Source organism: Planococcus daihaiensis (genome assembly GCF_049262615.1).
Lineage (GTDB): Bacteria > Bacillota > Bacilli > Bacillales_A > Planococcaceae > Planococcus.
Genome location: NZ_CP175504.1, coordinates 609,905 through 625,982 on the forward strand (window position 1 = coordinate 609,905; position 16,078 = coordinate 625,982).

Here is a 16,078-nt window from a genome sequence, read left to right on the forward strand (position 1 = left end):
CGATGAAAAAAGTCTTAACAATCACATTTGCAGCAGCTATTACTATTTCAAGTTTTACCGGTTTACATTTCACTGAAAAACAAGACCAATCAGAACGTTATCCTGAGCCTTGGAGTTACAACTTCGATGTTGCCAAAGAACGTTATCCTGAGCCTTGGAGCTTCAACTTCGATATTGCCAAAGAACGTTATCCTGAGCCTTGGAGCTACAACTTTGATGTTGCCAAAGAACGTTATCCTGAGCCTTGGAGCTACAACTTCGATGTTGCCAAAGAACGTTATCCTGAGCCTTGGAGCTACAACTTTGATGTTGCCAAAGAACGTTATCCTGAGCCTTGGAGCTACAACTTCGATGTTGCCAAAGAACGTTATCCTGAGCCTTGGAGCTACAACTTCGATGTTGCCAAAGAACGTTATCCTGAGCCTTGGTCAATTCCGAACAAGGTTTAATTCACCTCAACAAAAACGCTGCTCAACTCTGAGCAGCATTTTCTTATTGATTCTGATATTTATCTTTCAAACATTCTTCTACAAATCTGTCAAAAATGTTAATGGAAGCCTGATCTCCCTGTAATGCAAATTCTTCGGGATGCCATTGGATGCCCATTACAAATTGATAATCGTTGCTTTCGAGTGCTTCGACCATGCCATCTTTGGCGCGTGCAGCCACTCTTAATTTGTTCGAGACATCCCGCACGGCTTGGTGGTGGAATGAATTAACGTGAAATTCCTTTTCCCCCATGATCTGATAAAGAAGACTGTCTTCTTCCAATTCTACGGAATGCGTTCTGTGTGTACGCATAGCCAATTGCAGATGCTGGTATAGTTTCCCTTCATACTCGGCATCCAGATCCTGATAGTTGGTTCCGCCAAGAGCCACGTTAAGCATTTGCATTCCTCGGCACATTCCCATGAATGGTTTATCCAGTTTCAAAAATTCCAATATAAGTTCTTTCTCGTATAAATCACTGCCGGGATAAACTGCCCCCAGACTTGGATGCGGTTCTTCCCCGTAAAGTGTTGGGTTAATATCGCCACCGCCGGTTACAATTAGACCATCCAGACGTTCACACAATAGCGGGATGTCTTCTTCGTCAACAATGGGAACAATCAATGGCAAACCGCCCGATTTAAGGATTGCCTGTCCATATACAGGATCCAAAGTATAAGTCTGATCCTTTTCAACTCGTGCAGTTATACCAATCACTGGTTTTTTTCTATTAGCCATAAATGGGTACCTCTTTCCTTGAAGCAAAATTCTACTTTGCTAGTATACCCATGTCTATAATTACATTAAACATTTGCGCTGTCTGGACGCAACCCAAATCAGATAGCATCGTGTCCCGGATCATGCCGATATTCTATAAGATCGACTTTTCCGGAACCTCCCACCACCACTCCTTCAAGTTTCAGAAGTTCCTCCTGGGTTTGGCGATTGTCTTCAGCCTGAAATGAAATTTTCCCCTGCGCGTTAATCACGCGATGCCAAGGCAAACTATATTTTGCACTCATACTGTGCAACAATCTCGCCACTTGTCTGGCTCCTCTTGGACTTCCTGCCAGAGCCGCAATTTGTCCGTAGGTCATCACTTTCCCGGCAGGTATGCTCTGAATTACTTGAATCGCTCTTTGTGTAAATAATTCCATGAATAATTGCTTCCTTTTCGAATGAATTTCCTCTACGTCAACTTTCAGGTTGCAGCTCTTCGGTAAGACTACCTTTTTTAAAATCGCTAATCACTGATTTGCTGAATTCGTATAAAGGAAGTTTTGCTGTTTTCAGTGACAAGCCATCGCTGGTGTAATGGATATATTTATAATACTCGATTAAACCGCTTACTACATCTTCCAGCTCATCCAACGACTCTGATGATTCAGGTATTGAGGGAATTTCTTTTCTTTTCGGGTCTTCTAAGTATAGGGTTTCCAAATCTATCAGCTCCTGAACAGTCTGATCAAATAGGAGCTGTCTCTTTTCTAACCGGAAATAACGCTGCCAATACACGAAAACTTCCCTGGCAATTCCAAGCTTTTTAGCACCTTCCACTGCATTCATATCTTCAATTATACATATTTGATGCATGATTTTCTTTAAAGACATTTTATATTCCCGTTCCACAACACCCTTATATTGATGATACTTCATTCGAATTCCCTCCCTGATAATCGTTTCGATTCTGATGGACACTGAAAATCGATTTATAAATTGCCGTAGCGTTTTATCAGTTCTGTTTCTTCTAAAGGGTGATAGGCACGATACTCTTCCTGATTATGGACAAGCCGTGCTATATAATAGGTTGAAGTTAACACTGCATACGATTTTTGAAAGCTCTCCCCGTCCACACTTTGAGCCAGCAAATTCTTATTGGCTATATGAAAATACCGAAAGCCATTATAGGCTCCCCATTCAGCAATGTTGTTCAAGAGCTCCGTTTCAGCTTCTACCGGCGTGTCAACTTCCGATTTACCGCTTAAATGGTGATAGATGGTTTCGCCCTTCACTAAAACATAGGATGCCGCGAGCAATTTATTCCCCTTATAAATTCCAAACAGCTGCAGGTCCGAACCCAGCGAACTTACTAAGGACTCAAAATAATCATTTGTAAAAAAATAATAGCTGTCCTTATCCTCGCTCTGCCGTATCGTGGAATAATAGAGCACCAGGAAATCAAACATGTGCTTAACAGTACCAAGTTTCCTGAAGGAAAAATCGGAATCTTCACCGTTTCCTTTCCCCTTGTTTTCCACCGCTTCACTTTCACTTAAATATGCATTTAACTGCAAAGTGTAAGTATCGTAGACTGAAATCAATTGTAAATGATCGACAAAATAGTTTGAGTTGTTCAGCACAGGATGGAAACGGATGAATTCCGCCAGAATTTTCTCGCCCCTGCAGAATTCTGAAAAAACTCGAAGGAAATTAGCCGCCAGCTTAGAGCCGTCATTATTGACCTTCAAAACAGGTCCGCCATAACCGAATGGGGTGGTGATGTCATAATTTGGCGTTCCATCGTTATTTAACTGGCGTTTAATAAAGGGATAAATGATTTCACCATGTCCTTCTTCATCAACATAGTAAAAGAGCATCACTTCCCCGGGGTCCAGTTTTAACGCACTCAGTAAGTATTCGCGCGTAAAATAGATATCATTGATTTTAAACAGATCCAAAATTTGCTGCCAGCGATTTATGTGGCTGGCAAAGACCAGCTCATACATTTCAGTTCCCCCATTCGAGAAGCATAATTATTTGAATACAGTCTGAAGATTCGACTGCTTTCTTCTGCGCTCCAGCACGCCTGTTCTGAAAAGCATATTGAATAATTCAGATATAAAGGCCAGCAGCACCCCTACAATAGTTCCGAACAATCCCCCGATTACAAGGACATAAAGAATATTCTCTTCCAATACTGAAGGAACTTCTTCCACTGATGCTTTGGAGATGATGCTGAGATTATTGACTTTCATCAGTTCCCACGCTTCTGCAATTGCGGCATTTGCCAACGAGTTAGCAATTTCGCCAGCCATTTTTCTGTCTTTATTTTCCACCGTAATATTTAAAACCTGGGAAGCGGAGAGATTGGTAACACTCACTTGTTCATATAATTCTGCCGGCGTCATAGTACTCCCGGTCGCGGTGATGGCCGAAGACAGCACTTCCCGACTTTTTATCATCGCAATGTAAGCATTCACTACCTGAGGATCCCCTGAAACTTCCACCTGGCTTGCGGCCGGTGCATTATTGACTTGCTGTTCGATAAGGATTTGGCTGGTTGCCTCATATTGCGGAGCCAATATAAAGGTCAAGAGTGCCCATATGATAATCATCGAAATTAAAGCAAAGCCAGCAATCAATTTCATGTGATTCTTTAGGCTTTTAAGGATATTAAACACCATGACTTTCTCCGCCATAATTTTTCCTCCCCGTAAAAAAGAAATAGAAAATACGCTTTTATATCTAAATATTCAGAATTTATAGTTCATTTATATCACAAATCCATATTCATTTCTACTATTTATTTAATATAAATCAAATAAAACTATCCATTTATAAGCACAAAGTCTATCGCTATAATTACAAATATTACGAATATTTCAACAATAGGTATTTAGTATTGTTTGTAAACCAGAAATTCAGCACTGAAAAAAGCTCAATCCCTAATGGAATCGAGCTTTTTTCGGTGCAAAATTTAACTATATGCTTTTTTTGCAGATAATCGTTTGTAACATTAGGCCGCAATGGCAATTCTCATATATATTAAAATATTTATTTAATTGCGCTGATGTTAAGTTTAATTATGTTTTTTCGTTAAACCGATGATTCCATTGCGTCTGTATATCACCCCTTTATCTTCGAGAACTTTCAAGACTTTGGATAAGGTTTGATGCGGGATATTATTATCGGTTGTAATTTCTTTAATCGTTTTGAATAATACTCCATCTGCGCTGGCATTTTTTACGAAGTAATCGAGAAATTTTTCACCGGTTTCAGCAATGCGTTCGGATTCGGAAACAAAACAATCCCTGCATATTTCTTCAACTTTACTTTCAGTGAGTGAATCTGATCCCATTTTTCTGCTTTCACTGACTTCCATCAAACTCCACCTCCTGCCTGCATATTTGATTCCTTTTTACATCTATACCCAGTTCTTTTCCACGTAGTCATATTTTCACTAAAAAGTATTGAATATTACTCAATCTTTCTGCAGAAATTGTACTGGAAAAGAATCTATTCTTGATTCCATCAGCATAATTTGGGTATATATGTGGAGTAGATATTTTTTAAGAGGAGGGTTTTGAATGCAAGGAAAACATTATATTAATGGAGAATGGTCAACGGCCGGCGACGGGGTCATAAATGTGATGAATCCGGCTACCGGTGAACGGGTTGGCACAGTGCCAAACGGCGGCGAAGATGAAGCAACGAAAGCTATCGAAGCCGCAGCAGCTGCTTTTCCCGATTGGTCAAAAACGACAGCTTATCACCGGGCTGAATTATTGATGAAATGGCACGATTTGCTGCTGCAAAATAAACAGGAAGTGGCAGAAATCATGACAAAGGAAATGGGCAAGCCGCTCGCTGAAGCAATCGGTGAAATCGAATATTCTGCAGCTTTCATCTCTTGGTATGCGGAAGAAGGCAAGCGCGTCTATGGGCGCACCATACCCGCCAGCAAAGGCGGCAAACGGATTCAAATCAACAAGCAACCAGTTGGCGTTGTGGTTTCCATCACACCATGGAACTTCCCCGCCGCAATGATGGCAAGGAAAATGGCTCCCGCTCTTGCAGCTGGTTGTACCTTCGTCGCCAAGCCGGCGAAACTGACACCGCTGACAGCCGTTCGAATTTACGAGTTGGCCGAAGAAGCCGGCTTCCCGAAAGGCGTCATCAATCTGGTGACAGGCAGCGCCAGCAAAATCGGCAAAGTGTTTACGAGCCACCCGTCGGTCCGGAAGCTGACGTTCACCGGATCCACTGAAATCGGCAAAGAATTGATGAAGCAAAGCTCTGAGACGATGCTGAACTTGTCGCTCGAACTCGGTGGCCACGCGCCGATCATTGTATTGGATGACGCAAATATAGAAGAAGCTGTCAAAGGCGTTATGGCTTCGAAGTTCCGCAATGCCGGCCAGACCTGCGTCTGCGGAAACCGCATCTATGTCCAGGAAGGCATTGTCGAGGAATTTTCACAGAAACTTCAGGAAGCCACCTCTCAACTGAAAGTCGGCAACGGCCTTGAGGAAGGTGTGGAAATCGGCCCGCTCGTCGACAAGGATGGCTACGACAAAGTGGCGAGACATGTGCAAGATGCAGTCGATAAAGGCGCGAAAGTGCTTGTCGGCGGGGATGGCCGCACTGAAAATGATTCCTATTTTTATAATCCGACCGTCCTGTTGAATGCGAATTCGGACATGCTGGTCATGCACGAGGAAACGTTCGGTCCGGTCGCACCGATTATGACTTTTAAAAGTGACGAAGAAGCGGTCCAATTGGCAAACGATACACGCTTCGGACTTGCTGCCTATTTCTTTACTAACAGCATGCAGCGAGGAACTTACATTGCTGAAAACCTGGATTACGGCATTGTCGGCTGGAATGACGGATTGCCTTCAGCTGCACAGGCACCGTTCGGCGGCATGAAAGAAAGCGGCATCGGCCGTGAAGGCGGACAGGAAGGCCTTGAGGCATTCCTGGAGACGAAGTATATTTCGATTCAATTATAGATAAAACTAAATCCCCTGCTCACGATTCATGTGGGCAGGGGATTTTTTTATTTCCAGTTCTCTATCAGCGGCCCTTCATTGCCATACACCGGATCCCTCTTAGGCAGCGGCGTATTTTGAATATCTTCCAAGACATAAGGGCGTTCGTCAATATTGCCGATTTTCTTGTTCGGGCTGATGCCTCCCGGATATGCTCCGACAATCTGGAAATCATCGCTGGCTGAAATTTTCTTATGGCCGGTGCCCGCCGGCAACACTGCCACGTCCCCAGTATTCACCTCAATCCTCTTCCCTTGTTCCCCGCCGATCAATAGCACCGCAGAGCCGGAACGGACGCCCAGAACTTCGTGGATATTGCTGTGGTAATGGTGATAATCGAAAACGCCATTCGTCCAGCTATTGGTCCAATCGTTGTTATTGAACGTTTCTTCAATCTTTTCAGGATTGTCTTTGAACGCACCAGGGTAAATCGCGACAGCCAATGATGTGTTGTTCGGTATCATGCCGTCATCTTCAAAATAAATGAATTTCGTTTTTTCCATCGATTGATCACTCCAAAGGTTTTTACAGGACTTTACCCCTCTCTCCCAAAGTTAATCAAAGTCTCGCAGTTTTAGAATCCTAATTGTTCTCTGATGGACCCGGCATAGTTTTGACTTACCGGCAACAGCGAGCCGTCTTTCATTGTTAAAACGTAATTGGAAGAAATGTCGCGTGCGATTCCTTCTATATAATTGATGTTCACGATAAATGATCGGTGCACCGGCAAAAAGCAATCCGGCAATTGAGACTTAAGCTCTTTTAACGTCTGAATGGTGCAATAAGATTCCTCATCAGCATAGAACCACGTCTTTTTCTGAGTGCTTTCAATATGGGACACCAGCTCGATTGGTACCGGCCGCCAATTGTCCTCCAGTTTGCCGGTCAGGAAGCGCAGCGGCGGTTTACGTGCCAACAGGTGATTGGTCGGCAATATGACAACCAATGCCGCAGCCTTACCCGCATATTCCACTGGATAGCCGATTCCGTAATAGGCAAAGCCCAGTGGAGAATTTTCCACCAGTTTTTCGACCCTCTTCCCTGTTTGAAATGTCAGTTGGGCTACACTGCCCGCCGGCACCGGATCTCCTTCCCGAATTCGCAGCTGGATCTCACCTGCTTTGAAATAAATATAAGAATCCTCTACTGCCACTGCGATTGACGCTGCTTGCGGAAGCCAGTCACCGATCAGCTGGCTGAGCTGTTCTATAAAAGCTTTTTCCATCGCTTCTGCCCCTTTCCAGTCATTTGTCTGCAAATACCGCATTTTGTCACCGAATAAAACCATTCATCCAATTATCAGGACAAGCAGAATTATCTGTTATATATTAATATACATTAACACAAACTGTATTAATACAGTTAAATAAAATTTTTTATTCGAAGGGAATGGTTGGATGGTCAGCAAACAACAGCAAATTGAAGAATTGAAAAAGAATTGGGAACAGGATACAAGATGGAATGGCATTACGCGCCCTTATTCAGCAGAAGATGTCGTCAAGCTTCGCGGTTCTGTGCAAATTGAGTATACTTTGGCAACACGTGGTGCTGAACGTCTTTTCCGCTCCATCCATGAAACAGATTTCGTGAATGCACTTGGAGCATTGACTGGCAACCAGGCAGTCCAGCAAGTGAAAGCCGGTCTTCAGGCCATTTATCTGAGCGGCTGGCAGGTAGCGGCAGACGCCAACTCGGCAGGTCAAATGTATCCGGACCAAAGTTTGTATCCGGTGGATTCAGTGCCGAACGTCGTCAAAAAAATCAATCAGGCGCTGCAGCGTGCCGATCAGATTGACAACGTCGAAGGTACAGACGGCATCGACTGGTTCGCCCCGATCGTTGCCGATGCGGAAGCAGGATTTGGCGGCCCGCTGAATGTCTTCGAATTGATGAAAGCAATGATTGAAGCCGGTGCAGCCGGCGTCCATTTCGAAGACCAATTGGCTTCAGAGAAAAAATGTGGACATCTAGGCGGTAAAGTCTTGCAGCCGACACAAAACGCCGTGCGCAACCTGGTTTCTGCAAGACTCGCAGCGGATGTGATGGGCGTACCAACCCTGTTGATCGCTCGGACAGATGCGGATGCAGCAGATCTCATCACCAGCGACATCGATCCGGAAGACCACCGTTTCATCACCGGCGAACGCACACCGGAAGGTTTCTACCGCACAAACCCGGGCATCGACCAGGCCATCGCACGCGGACTTGCTTATGCCCCTTACGCGGACTTGGTATGGTGCGAAACTTCCCACCCAAACCTTGAGGAAGCGCAACAATTCGCTGATGCGATCCATGCGAAATTCCCAGGTAAATTGCTCGCTTATAATTGCTCTCCTTCATTCAACTGGAAAGCGAAACTTGATGAAGAAACGATTGCCAAATACCAGGTCGAGCTCGGCAAGATGGGCTATAAATTCCAATTCGTTACGTTGGCCGGCTTCCATGCACTTAACCACAGTATGTTCGAGTTGGCACATGCTTATAAAGATCAAGGCATGGCCGCTTACTCGAAATTGCAGCAGGCTGAATTTGCCAGCGAAGAGAAAGGCTATACTGCAACCCGCCACCAGCGTGAAGTCGGCACCGGCTACTTCGATGAAGTGTCTCAAATCATTTCCGGCGGCACAAGTTCCACCACAGCCATGAAAGGTTCTACTGAAGCCGACCAATTCCAAGCGGCGAAAGGGTGAAGCAATTGATTACCAAATCGGATATCAAAATCACTGCCCCTGTCACACCGGATATGGAAAAGATTCTGACACCGGAAGCCTTGGAATTTATCGAAAAGCTTCATCGGAATTTCGATCAGCGCCGGCGCGATTTGCTGGACCGGCGCCAAGTGCGCCAGAAAGAATTGAACGCAGGCAAAAAGCTCGATTTTCTGCCCGAGACGCAACACATCCGGGATGGCGACTGGACGGTCGCTCCCCTGCCGGAGGATATGAAGGACCGCCGCGTTGAAATCACCGGCCCCACCAACCGCAAGATGCTCATCAACGCTTTGAATTCCGGCGCAAAAATGTTCATGGCGGATCTGGAAGATGCCACAGCACCGAATTGGTTCAACGTCATCGACGGTCAAGTGAATTTATATGACGCAGTCCGCCGTCAGATCGACTTTGAAATTCCCGAAACCGGTAAAAAATATGCGCTGAATGAAAAAACGGCCGTATTGATGGTCCGTCCCCGCGGCTGGCATTTGCCGGAGAAAAATATTGAAATCGCGGGACGTGCCGCTTCCGGCAGTTTAGTCGATTTCGGATTGTTTTTCTTCCATAATGCGAAAGAATTGATGGCACGCGGTTCAGGTCCTTACTTTTATTTACCGAAGCTCGAAAGCCATCTGGAAGCGCGATTGTGGAATGATGTTTTCGTTTTTGCCCAGCAGGAACTTGGTGTTCCGCATGGTTCGATCCGCGCAACGGTATTGATTGAAACAATTCTCGCGGCGTTTGAAATGGACGAAATCCTGTATGAGCTGCGTGACCATTCCGCCGGCCTGAATTGCGGCCGTTGGGATTATATCTTTTCCGTCATCAAGCGGATGCGCAATAATCCGGATTACATTTTTCCGGACCGCGCCCAGGTGACGATGACTGTACCGTTTATGCGTGCTTATACATTATTGTGCATCAAAACTTGCCACCGCAGAGGTGCGCCGGCAATGGGGGGCATGGCTGCGCAAATCCCGGTTAAAGGCGATGACGAAGCCAACCGGTCGGCGTTTGCGAAAGTCGCTGAAGACAAGCGGCGCGAAGTGACGGATGGCCACGACGGCACTTGGGTCGCCCATCCGGGAATGGTGGCAACGGCAATGGAGCAATTCAATGAACATATGCCGACGCCGAACCAGATCGACAGACAGCGTGACGATGTAGCGGTTTCTGCTGCAGAGCTGGTAGCAGTCCCGAAAGGTACGATTACCGAAGAGGGTCTTCGTTCCAATATCTCTGTCGGCATCCAATATATTGCGTCCTGGCTATCCGGCAACGGCGCAGCGCCCATCAACAATCTGATGGAAGACGCCGCCACCGCCGAAATTTCCCGCTCCCAGGTATGGCAATGGATCCGCCATCCAAAAGGCGTGCTCGAAGACGGCCGCAAGATCAACATCAGTTTGTTCCATGATTTTCTGGACGAGGAGACTGCTAAGATTAAGAACGCCGTCGGTGAAGAAGTTTATGTATCCGGCAACTATGCCGCTGCCCGAGAACTATTTGCAAAACTGACATTGGAAAGTGATTTTGCCGAGTTTCTGACACTGCCTGGGTATGACAAACTAAACTAACCTATTGGAGGAGATCATTATGAAAAACTTGCAGACTACTTACGGGACACGTTCAAAAAAGGAATGCCGCGAATGTGGAGCTGAAATCCAGGAACAGCGCGAGTCGATCGTTTATGAATGCGAGCGCTGCATGGGGCACGGAGAAGAGTAGAATTCGTTTGGAGAGGCGGTCCGCTGTGTGCGGACCGCCTTTTTATGTGGTGTGGAAGTGTGTGCCGATAGTATATCCATATTAATGGAAATTGGCTGACACTCTGGTTTCCAGCATTATGCAAATTAATTCCAGAAAATGAAATAGAAAGTATTTGCCCCTGTTTGGAAAGTATTTCGGATGTTTTGGAAAGTATTTGAGCTAATTTGGAAAGTATTTAAGCCCTAATGGAAAGTATCCCAAATATTGGAATTCCGATTTTACTATGGCTGGCAATTTCATTTATTTTCAATCAAAATTAATAAGATTTGAGGGAAATCACCTGCTATATTCTCTGCCTAAAATGCAATGGACAGTATTTGGTCTCTAACGGACAGTATTTCACCCCCAATGGACAGTATATCCATAAAAAAGGAAATGCCTGTTTTCACAACAATAAAAATCGGCCGCAGAATCACATCTCTGCGGCCGTCCTCACCCTCATCCACCCATCACATCTCCAAAATACTTCACCGTTTTCATTTCGTCGCCCACTTCACGTGTATTCCAGGTCATTTCTGTGAAAATTTCAGCAAGCGGCACATAAACGCCACCATGCTTCTCCGCCCATTCCAGCGCAACTGTATTTTCAAACAGCCAGGCCTTTTTCTGCAACAAGCTTTTTGCTTCGAAAGTCTGCAAATCGGCGTTAAAACCGGAAAAAGAAGTTAATTCACCTTGCAATTCTACAAGCTTGCCGCGCACCACATCCACTTCAGGTGTGGCAGACAACTTGGCAAGGCGGCCTTCAATATGGCGTACAAACACTTTATGCGCATCGAATTTATTGACGAGTCGGATCAATTCCAACCCCAATATATTGGCTGTTCCTTCCCACACGGTCAGCACTTGGGCGTCGCGCAGCAAACGCGGCGTCACAAAATCCTCGATATAGCCGTTGCCGCCGTGCAGCTCGATTGCCTCGTGCGAAAAATGAATGGCTTGCTCTGCAGATTCTTTTTTCAGAATGGCAATCAGCAAGCGGTTCAGAATCTGCTCTTCAGCTGAAGCTTCACCTGCTGCCACCCGGTCATAAAGCACGATCAAATCGAAAATCGCTGCGGTCTCAAATTCCTGCTTGGCGCGCAGCTTCATCAAACTGTCCTGCACCATCGGAAATTTTGTCAGCTTTCGGCCGAATGCATTGCGTCGCTCCGCATATTCCGTTGCCTCGTCCAGCGCACGTTTCATGATGCCGACAGACGCCACCGCGTTGCAGATCCGCGACAAATTCAAGGCTTCCATCATATATTTCAGCCCCTGCGCCGAATCTCCGACAACATAAGCTTCCGCACCGTCAAACTCCACTTCACCGGACGGCACCGCCCGAACACCAAGCTTGTCTTTCAGACGGCGAATTTTGATACCGTTCAATTTTCCATCAATACGCCACGGCACCGCGAATAAAGTCAACCCCCTCGAACCTTCAGCAGCTCCTTCTATCCGTGCCAGCACCATTGCCACACCCGCCATGCCGGCGTTCGAGGCGAAATACTTCTCACCGTAGAGGCGATATCCCGCAGCCGTTTCAACCGCATTCACTTCATTCGCTCCGACATCCGAGCCGCCCTGGCGCTCCGTCAAAAATGTCGCACCTTCAAACAACTCAGTGTCGCCTGTTGAACAAACATGCGGCAAAAAGCGCGCTTTCACATCGTCGTCCGCAAAATGATCCAGCAGATATGCCGTCGCCATCGTTAATGTCACCGGACAATAAAACCCGGGCTCCGACTGCGACAGCAAATAGCCTTGCGCAAAACTATAGACGTAATTGCCCTTCCGCCCCAGTTCCGGAATCTCTGTATGCACATAGCCGACAATGCCGGTCGCATACGTTTCCTCGACCGTTTTCTTATAGCCGTCATTGACCCATACATGCGATATATCCTCACCAAGCCTATCGTATTTCTCCAGTTTTGGCGCACCATCGCGGTCAGTATGACGCGCCCGTTCGTCGATTTCATTGGCTGCGAGCCTGCCGAATGCGGCCAATTCCTTAGTCGCATATTCATGAAAATCAGTTGGCAAAAAATCTGCCAGAATCTTTTTCAATGTTTCATCTTTTGTATAAAAATTTTTCTCACCCAATGGAGCTTGCCCTTTCAATACTACCAATGCAGACACCTCGTTTTTTCAATATTTCGTTATTATCAGTTTATCACTACCGGCAGTCGAAAGTAACAAGGCTCCAAAAAAAACCGGACATCCCATGTCCGGCCTGCAATACTACTCTTGTATGGATGATTTGATGTGGTAGCTTGAATCTTTTTCCAATTTGTTGAAGACTTCAATATAACGGATTTCTTGGTAAGATTTCGTTGAATCCGCTTCTTCCCCCAGCAATTCAAAGACCCTTTCTTCCTGGGGTTCAATGACACGCGAGTCAAAATCCTCCATGAGGCCCTGGAGCTCTGCATAACCTTTAATTCCTTTATCCTTGCGTACTTTTTCAAAAAGTTCCTCGGATTCTTCATCGGTCAATTCCACATATCCTACGGTGATGCGCTGCTTCTGCAAATGAATCCCTCCTGTCTCACCCGGTTTGATTTCTTCTCCTATACCCTGTCCGGGAAAATCAATAAACATCTTCCGATTACTGGAAGGCGCCGTCAATTTCCGTTATGATGTAGAAAATAAGATCAATGAAACCGGAGTGATGACTGTGCGAGTGGCAATATTCGATTTTGACGGAACCCTATATTCGAAAGAGACTTTTCAATTGATGATGGCGCATCTGAAAAACCATCCGGAGCACAGTTTGCGTTACCGTAAATTTTACCGCGCAATCATGCCTCCTTATCTCGGCCATAAATTAAAGATTTATCCCGAGGCAAAAATGCGGGCACGCTCGGTGCAGGCTTACCTCATGGCACTTGAGACTTTCAGCCGAACCGAACTGGAACAATTCTTCGGTGAAATCGCAGACAAAATGCACGATGACATGAACAGCCGAGTCGTCGAAAGACTGCGTCAGCATGTAGCCGATAACGATTACGTCATGTTAGTATCCGGCGCCTTCATGCCGCTGCTTCACGCAGTCACCGACAAAATGCCGATTGAGAAAATCATTGGCACGGAAATCCATTATAAGGATGATATTCTCGATCTCCTGACCCCCGTCACACATATACAAGGGGCATTAAAAACGAAAAAAATCCATGAAGCACTGGACGGCCAGGAAATTGACTGGTCCAACAGCTTTGCATACGGCGACAGTTTTTCTGACCTGGCAGTGCTCGAGCTTGTCGGCCATCCGGTTGCTGTCCATCCGGAACCGCGTCTGCGCACCGTAGCAGAGAAGCTGCAATGGGAAATTATCCAATAAGAAAAGCGCAAGCGCCCGTTCAGCTCCGAAAGGCATAAGACGGATCAGCGGAGCGGCGTTCTTTGCCGCATAGCTGAGCTGGCTTATGACCCGAGGTGCTGGGCCGCTTGAGTCTGGACAATAGAAAAGCAGAGGATCTTCAGGCATTGCGCCTGGAAGATCCTCTGCTTTTTTAATCCATCAGCTTTCAAAATTCTGCTCCTTACCGATTTTCCGGTTTCTGATTACACCGAAAACCACCAATCCTATCAGGAAAATACAGATTGCTGTAAAGACTGTGCCATAACCATTGTGACCATCAATGAAATTCTCATAAGCATACAACGCCATTGTAAGTGAACTGATAACCAATGCCCCGAGTATCAAGGAATGTATTTTGACTTTCTCCACCAGACTCCTCCTTTGCAGCATCCCATCAATACAGGATTAGATCACACCTTCAGCCTTTGGTTCCACCGACTCCTCAGCCACCAAAACCTCAAGACAGATACGCACGCCCTTCACTAAATCCCGATGCGCCCAACTCGGCAAGTTGCCGTGTTCGATGGCGAGTTCATGTGAAGCCGGCATGTGTATAAAACCGGAAGGCATGTCTTTACTATGTAATTTTGCGTAATGGAGCGCTTCGTACATGACATTATTGCATAAATATGCACCGGCTGTATTCGATATATCTGCAGGCAATCCTTCTTCCATCAGCCTTTCCACCATTTTACGAACAGGCAAAGTCGTCAGATACCCGGCTTCCCCATCCAATTGTACAGGTTCATCGACGGGCTTATGGCCTTCATTATCCACGGGCCCATCTTTAAAATTGATGGCGATCCGTTCCGGTGTCATTTTGAAACGGCCGGCTGCCAAACCGAGTGAAATCACGGCGTCGGGTTCGACTTCTTCGATTAAATCGATAATCATGCTACCCGCCTTTGCAAAGTCGACAGGCAGTATCCTTCCAATAACCTGATATTCTCCTATAGAAATATTGTCCAACTCTTCTACCACTTTCATTGTCGGATTCAATGTGTAATCCAGAAACGGTTCAAAGCCCGTCAATAGCAATTTTTTCATTGCCCAGCCTCCTGTCTTTTCTTAATGATACAACACTGAAATAAAAATTGCAGAATAATCTAAATACATAATTATTCACTAAATAGCATATTTACTCTTTACAATGCATATTTTACGCCTTAATATACAATATAACGAATAAAAATACTTTAACTGGAGGAATCATTATATGAAAAAGCAATCATTGTTTATCGGTTTATTGGCATCAGCGGCATTGGTACTCGGGGCATGCGGCGACGACACGGCAGCGGACTCGACCCAAAAGGAAGTATTGGAAATGGGAACATCCGCAGAATTCGCACCTTTTGAATCCCGTAACCCAGCAGGAGAAATCGTGGGATTCGATATCGACCTCGCCAATTACATAGCAGATGAACTCGGCTACGAACTGGAAATCACGGACATGAAATTCGACGGACTGATCGGTGCGCTGCAAAGTGACCGCGTCGACATGGTCATCGCCGGCATGTCTGCGACGGATTCCCGCCGTGAAAATGTGGATTTCTCCACTGAGTATAATCATTCAGGCGAAATGTTCGTTACAGCTGAAGGGTCAGACGTAAAATCGCTGGAAGCCCTGGAAGGATTGACAGTGGGCGTTCAGCTCGGCACGATCCAGGAAGAAGGCGCGAACAAGATCCTTGAAGAAGAAGACGTCAATTTCGAATTGAAAGCATTGGATGACTCCGGGGCTTTGATCCAGGAAATCCTGTCCGGGCGCATCGAAGTTGCCTATATGGATAAAGAAGCGGCGCTCGGCTACCTGGCTCAGCAGGACCTCGAAGCATTTGACGATCCAACGACAAGTTCACCCGGCATGGCTGTAGCCTTCCCTAAAGGCAGCGAGCTTGTTGATGAGGTCAACGAAGCCCTTGCAAAAGCGGAAGAAAGCGGCTTCCTGAAAGAACTTCAGAACAAATGGTTGAGTGAAGAAAAATAAAACCAAT

General features: G+C 45.9%; 19 protein-coding genes. 7 read left to right on the forward strand and 12 right to left on the reverse strand.

From position 1 onward, the window contains the following. The first annotated feature begins 2 nt into the window (after positions 1-2). A complete protein-coding gene (locus DHX103_RS02990; protein ID WP_422123793.1) occupies positions 3-449 on the forward strand; it encodes a hypothetical protein in 447 nt (148 codons plus the stop codon). 43 nt (positions 450-492) lie between these two features. Here the strand turns inward: DHX103_RS02990 and DHX103_RS02995 are convergent, their stop codons facing one another. The 6 genes from DHX103_RS02995 to DHX103_RS03020 all read right to left on the reverse strand — a co-directional run bounded on the left by DHX103_RS02995 (position 493) and on the right by DHX103_RS03020 (position 4,591). After that, positions 493-1,227, reverse strand: a complete 735-nt coding sequence (locus tag DHX103_RS02995) for a gamma-glutamyl-gamma-aminobutyrate hydrolase family protein (protein WP_422123794.1) — start codon at positions 1,225-1,227, stop codon at positions 493-495. 98 nt (positions 1,228-1,325) lie between these two features. Further along, a complete protein-coding gene (locus DHX103_RS03000; protein ID WP_422123795.1) occupies positions 1,326-1,646 on the reverse strand; it encodes an MGMT family protein in 321 nt (106 codons plus the stop codon). A gap of 37 nt (positions 1,647-1,683) precedes the next feature. Next, on the reverse strand, positions 1,684-2,145 hold the full coding sequence (locus DHX103_RS03005; RefSeq protein WP_422123796.1) for a hypothetical protein: 462 nt from the start codon (positions 2,143-2,145) through the stop codon (positions 1,684-1,686). A 53-nt stretch (positions 2,146-2,198) separates the two neighbouring features. Then, positions 2,199-3,215, reverse strand: a complete 1,017-nt coding sequence (locus tag DHX103_RS03010; RefSeq protein ID WP_422123797.1) for a GNAT family N-acetyltransferase — start codon at positions 3,213-3,215, stop codon at positions 2,199-2,201. 27 nt (positions 3,216-3,242) lie between these two features. After that, positions 3,243-3,908 (reverse strand): YveK family protein, encoded by a 666-nt coding sequence (locus DHX103_RS03015; RefSeq protein WP_422123798.1) that lies wholly within the window; start codon positions 3,906-3,908, stop codon positions 3,243-3,245. A gap of 380 nt (positions 3,909-4,288) precedes the next feature. Then, positions 4,289-4,591, reverse strand: a complete 303-nt coding sequence (locus DHX103_RS03020; protein ID WP_422123799.1) for a replication/maintenance protein RepL — start codon at positions 4,589-4,591, stop codon at positions 4,289-4,291. Between the two features lie 205 nt (positions 4,592-4,796). Here DHX103_RS03020 and DHX103_RS03025 point away from each other — a divergent pair, with 205 nt between their 5' ends. Next, entirely contained in the window at positions 4,797-6,221 is a 1,425-nt protein-coding gene (locus DHX103_RS03025) for an NAD-dependent succinate-semialdehyde dehydrogenase (RefSeq protein ID WP_422123800.1), read from the forward strand. 47 nt (positions 6,222-6,268) lie between these two features. On the opposite strand, the gene DHX103_RS03030 is transcribed toward DHX103_RS03025, so the two are convergent. Beyond that, entirely contained in the window at positions 6,269-6,763 is a 495-nt protein-coding gene (locus DHX103_RS03030) for a cupin domain-containing protein (RefSeq protein ID WP_422123801.1), read from the reverse strand. A 71-nt stretch (positions 6,764-6,834) separates the two neighbouring features. Next, positions 6,835-7,485: a LytTR family DNA-binding domain-containing protein gene (locus DHX103_RS03035; protein ID WP_422123802.1), complete on the reverse strand. Its 651-nt coding sequence runs from the start codon at positions 7,483-7,485 to the stop codon at positions 6,835-6,837. A 172-nt stretch (positions 7,486-7,657) separates the two neighbouring features. Here DHX103_RS03035 and aceA point away from each other — a divergent pair, with 172 nt between their 5' ends. The 3 genes from aceA to yhfH are packed head-to-tail and all read left to right on the forward strand — an operon-like array spanning position 7,658 to position 10,699. Beyond that, positions 7,658-8,950, forward strand: coding sequence for an isocitrate lyase (gene aceA, locus DHX103_RS03040; RefSeq protein ID WP_422123803.1), 1,293 nt, complete (start codon positions 7,658-7,660; stop codon positions 8,948-8,950). Positions 8,951-9,003: 53 nt separating this feature from the next. Beyond that, entirely contained in the window at positions 9,004-10,548 is a 1,545-nt protein-coding gene (aceB, locus tag DHX103_RS03045; protein WP_422124711.1) for a malate synthase A, read from the forward strand. Between the two features lie 19 nt (positions 10,549-10,567). Next, positions 10,568-10,699: a protein YhfH gene (yhfH, locus tag DHX103_RS03050; protein WP_144837936.1), complete on the forward strand. Its 132-nt coding sequence runs from the start codon at positions 10,568-10,570 to the stop codon at positions 10,697-10,699. 480 nt (positions 10,700-11,179) lie between these two features. Here yhfH and DHX103_RS03055 read toward each other — a convergent pair whose 3' ends face one another. Beyond that, positions 11,180-12,853, reverse strand: coding sequence for an acyl-CoA dehydrogenase family protein (locus DHX103_RS03055; protein ID WP_422123804.1), 1,674 nt, complete (start codon positions 12,851-12,853; stop codon positions 11,180-11,182). 111 nt (positions 12,854-12,964) lie between these two features. Then, the gene (locus DHX103_RS03060; protein ID WP_422123805.1) at positions 12,965-13,255 is read right to left on the reverse strand and encodes a hypothetical protein; all 291 of its coding nucleotides are present in this window, start codon (positions 13,253-13,255) and stop codon (positions 12,965-12,967) included. A gap of 139 nt (positions 13,256-13,394) precedes the next feature. Here DHX103_RS03060 and DHX103_RS03065 point away from each other — a divergent pair, with 139 nt between their 5' ends. Then, positions 13,395-14,063: an HAD family hydrolase gene (locus DHX103_RS03065; protein WP_422123806.1), complete on the forward strand. Its 669-nt coding sequence runs from the start codon at positions 13,395-13,397 to the stop codon at positions 14,061-14,063. Between the two features lie 180 nt (positions 14,064-14,243). Here the strand turns inward: DHX103_RS03065 and DHX103_RS03070 are convergent, their stop codons facing one another. Both DHX103_RS03070 and pcp read right to left on the reverse strand, forming a co-directional pair. Continuing rightward, positions 14,244-14,453, reverse strand: a complete 210-nt coding sequence (locus DHX103_RS03070) for a hypothetical protein (protein WP_422123807.1) — start codon at positions 14,451-14,453, stop codon at positions 14,244-14,246. A gap of 36 nt (positions 14,454-14,489) precedes the next feature. Further along, positions 14,490-15,131: a pyroglutamyl-peptidase I gene (gene pcp / locus DHX103_RS03075; RefSeq protein ID WP_422123808.1), complete on the reverse strand. Its 642-nt coding sequence runs from the start codon at positions 15,129-15,131 to the stop codon at positions 14,490-14,492. Between the two features lie 169 nt (positions 15,132-15,300). On the opposite strand from pcp, the gene DHX103_RS03080 reads away from it, so the two are divergent. Next, positions 15,301-16,071, forward strand: coding sequence for a transporter substrate-binding domain-containing protein (locus DHX103_RS03080; protein WP_422123809.1), 771 nt, complete (start codon positions 15,301-15,303; stop codon positions 16,069-16,071). Positions 16,072-16,078 lie beyond the last annotated feature (7 nt).